This window comes from Acidithiobacillus sp. TH-A36, assembly GCF_057473445.1.
In genome coordinates, this window is record NZ_JBYCKP010000102.1 from 1 (window position 1) to 3206 (window position 3206).

A 3206-nucleotide genomic window follows, 5' to 3' on the forward strand; every position below is an offset into this window, starting at 1 on the left:
TTGATAACGCTCGTACCAACGACTGGCCAGCAATGCCGCAAGGGTCCATAGCAAAACCAAACCCGCTGCCATGATGCCCGGCAACAAGGGTGCCATATGCAAAACTGCCGCCATCTGCACCTTGCTGATCTCCTTGGCCAGGGGTTTCAGCGTCTGTGTCATCTGGGTCTGCCAAAAATCTGGCCCGGCCCCCAGTGGGACTACCCACAACATCAGCACCAAAATCAGCAAAGACAAGCCAATCAGCACCCAGACCACGCCACTCCACTGCGTATCCCAATGCAACCCCTCACCCAACAGTCGCCCCGGTAACCAGGCCACCAGTGCAAATAGCACCCCAAACCAGGGGTTAAAGGTAAAGAGCATACTGGCGATACCGGCGATGACCAGCACTTCCAGACTTTCCTTGCGTCCTGCCTGTAAAGTGACCAGAGCCACCAAAGCCACACAGTTCAAGAAGAGGGGCGCAGCCAGAAAGGGTACCAACCCGGCCAGACTGAACAGGACAGCAATACTTAAACCGGCTTGCCAGCGTCCGCTGAGAAACCAGCGCAGAACTCCACCCTGTGGCTGCGCCGTCACTGCTCCGTCAGCGCCTTAACGCACGACGTATGGTAACAGGGCCAGAAAGCGCGCGCGCTTGATGGCTGTGGTCAACTGCCGCTGATACAAATTACTGGTGCCCGTGATCCGGCTGGGGACAATTTTACCGGTCTCGCCAACATAGGCCTGCAAGGTTTTCAGATCCTTGTAGTCAATTTCCTTGACGCCTTCTGCCTTGAAACGACAGAACTTGCGACGCCGGGTAAAATTTCCACCGCCACGTTTATCACCGTCACCGTCACGATCTCTATCCCGATTAAATGCCATCTTGTCTGCTCCTTGAATCAGGCCGTAGCAACGGCTTCATTATCACTGTGAATGGATTCGCTTTCGCCTTGTTCGTTGTCGGTTTCGACGCGTTCACGACGATCATTTTCGTCTCGGGCCAGAAAAGACGCTTCAGTCACTGCTTCTTTACGCGCCAGAATCAGATGCCGCAGTACCGCATCATTAAAGCGGAAAGCATCTTCCACTTCAGCCAGGGCAGCACCGCTGCATTCCACATTCATCAACACATAATGAGCCTTATGAGCCTTTTTGATAGGATAAGCCAGTTGCCGACGACCCCAATCCTCCAGGCGATGGAAACGACCGCCATCGCCTTCGATCATGCCGCGATAGCGTTCAATCATCTGGGGGACTTGTTCACTCTGATCAGGATGGACCAGAAACACGATTTCATAATGACGCAAACGTTGCTCCTTATGGTTCACTGCGGAGTCCGGACGCCCATCGCCCGAACAAGGAGTAAAAAATGGTGAGGGCGTATTCTAATACGCGACGCGGGAAAAACAAGAGCTTAACAGGATAATTCGGTGATTTCGCGCATACAGCGGGCGCGCTCAGGGGCCGACAGGGGAATTCCGGCGTCTCCAGCAAGAGCGGCAAGCGTGTTGGTCCCGGTCTGCATTCCCTGATTTTGCAGGTGCTCAATGGCTGCATGGGCACCATCAGGATCATTGCAAACCAGGAGCAGATCCGCACCCGCAGCCTGTGCCGCATCCACCCTTGCAGACATGTCTCCCGCCGCATGGGCACCCACCATGCTCAAATCATCACTGACAATAACGCCTGTAAAACCCATTGATCCGCGCAATACGCCTGTGAGCCAACGCGATGAAAATCCGGCGGGCTGCTCGGGGTCTATTTGCGGATACAGACAATGGGCCGGCATGATCGCTGGAATGGCTGCCTGAATCATAGAGCGGAAAGGCTGCAAGTCTTCCTCAATGGCGACAAGTGGTCGATCATCGCGAGGCAAAGCCAGATGCGAATCGGCTGCCACAGCACCATGGCCAGGAAAATGTTTGGCCACTCCCTGCAGACCGGAATCAGACATCCCCTGCCAAAGACGCGCCGCAATGGCACCTACCCAATCCGGATTACGGTGAATGGCGCGATCACCAATCACCCGGGAAATACCGCGATCCAGATCGACACAGGGCGTGAAGCTGAAATCTACGCCAATTTCCCGCAATTCAGTGGCCAGCAGACGCCCCCAGTCATAAGCCAGGGATTGCGCCGCCTCCAGACCCAAGGCTTCAGCCTTTTGACCCAGCCTGGCCATGGGTGGAAAGCGTGTCACGCCCTTTTTGAGACGTTGTACCCGACCACCTTCCTGATCGATTCCAATCAGGAGTGGGGGACTGCGCAGCGCATGAATTTCCTGGCAAAGCGCCTGAACCTGTTGCGCATCTTCACAGTTACGGGCGAACAGGATGACGCCACCCACCGCCGGCTGGCGGAGCCGCTCAAACTCTTCGGGTGTTGGCCAAAGACCAGCAATATCGACCATCAGGGGACCACGCATGAGCAATCGCGGTTCAGCGGAGTGGGACATCCGGGCTGGTCTCCACGGTCGGATCGGCTTTTGCTGCGGAGGGTGCCTGAGCCGCTGCCTTACTCCCTTCCTTATCCACATCCTCCTGCTGGACCAGCTCCATATCGGGCGACATGGAAATAGGCAGCTCAATGCGCGGCGGCTGGCTGGGAATACCATGCACATGCACCGGAACAATCATCATGCTGAAACCATCATGCTGGAGTCGATCCTGGACAATAAAGCTGACTTCATCATGCAGGAGACCATGGAAAGGGCCCTTGCTCCGGTTGTCAATCACCCGTCCTGCAAAAAAGATACTTTGCGGAAAGTAGCGAATAGCCACATCCGCCAGTTCTTCCATAGCCAGAATGCGGTCGGTGGAGTAGGTAGCAAACCAGGTGGCAGCCATCCCTTCATTACGACAGAAGGCCATATACTGATTGGCTTCTGCTTCCACATAAACCTTCAGATCTTCGAGCGCCTTGATGCCCTTGAACTCGCCCTGTCCAACAATGCCAGCCAGCAAAAACACGTAATTTTTGACGAAGCCACCAACCATACGATGCGCCGTCAGCAAGGTATGCAAACCCAGGCCATCAAAGCGGCTCACAAAAAAGACCGCCGTCGCGCCCCGGGGGTCCAGGGGCAGATTGGGACCCGGCTCCAGATGTTCCGGCACCACATCCAGCATGGTCTCATCCAGCTCAGCGGTAATTTTGCGGATGCTCTTGTAGTGCCGATAAATCAGGTATCCGAGCACAACAACAATCAATGTCACCAG

At 55.3% G+C, this 3206-nt stretch carries 3 protein-coding genes and 2 pseudogenes; all 5 read right to left on the reverse strand.

The annotated features are described in order from the left end of the window. A pseudogene (locus tag AC2VLY_RS02915) lies at positions 1-582 on the reverse strand (DUF2232 domain-containing protein); the annotation flags it as partial. Positions 583-597: 15 nt separating this feature from the next. Then, positions 598-870 carry a 30S ribosomal protein S18 gene (gene rpsR / locus AC2VLY_RS02920; RefSeq protein WP_010637680.1) on the reverse strand — a complete coding sequence of 91 codons (273 nt, stop codon included), beginning with the start codon at positions 868-870 and terminating at the stop codon, positions 598-600. A gap of 17 nt (positions 871-887) precedes the next feature. Beyond that, positions 888-1295, reverse strand: a complete 408-nt coding sequence (gene rpsF, locus AC2VLY_RS02925) for a 30S ribosomal protein S6 (RefSeq protein ID WP_193650219.1) — start codon at positions 1293-1295, stop codon at positions 888-890. A 107-nt stretch (positions 1296-1402) separates the two neighbouring features. Further along, positions 1403-2443, reverse strand: a complete 1041-nt coding sequence (gene nagZ / locus AC2VLY_RS02930) for a beta-N-acetylhexosaminidase (protein WP_193650218.1) — start codon at positions 2441-2443, stop codon at positions 1403-1405. Next, positions 2427-3206: pseudogene (locus AC2VLY_RS02935) on the reverse strand (APC family permease); the annotation flags it as partial. The gene nagZ and the pseudogene AC2VLY_RS02935, both read right to left, overlap by 17 nt.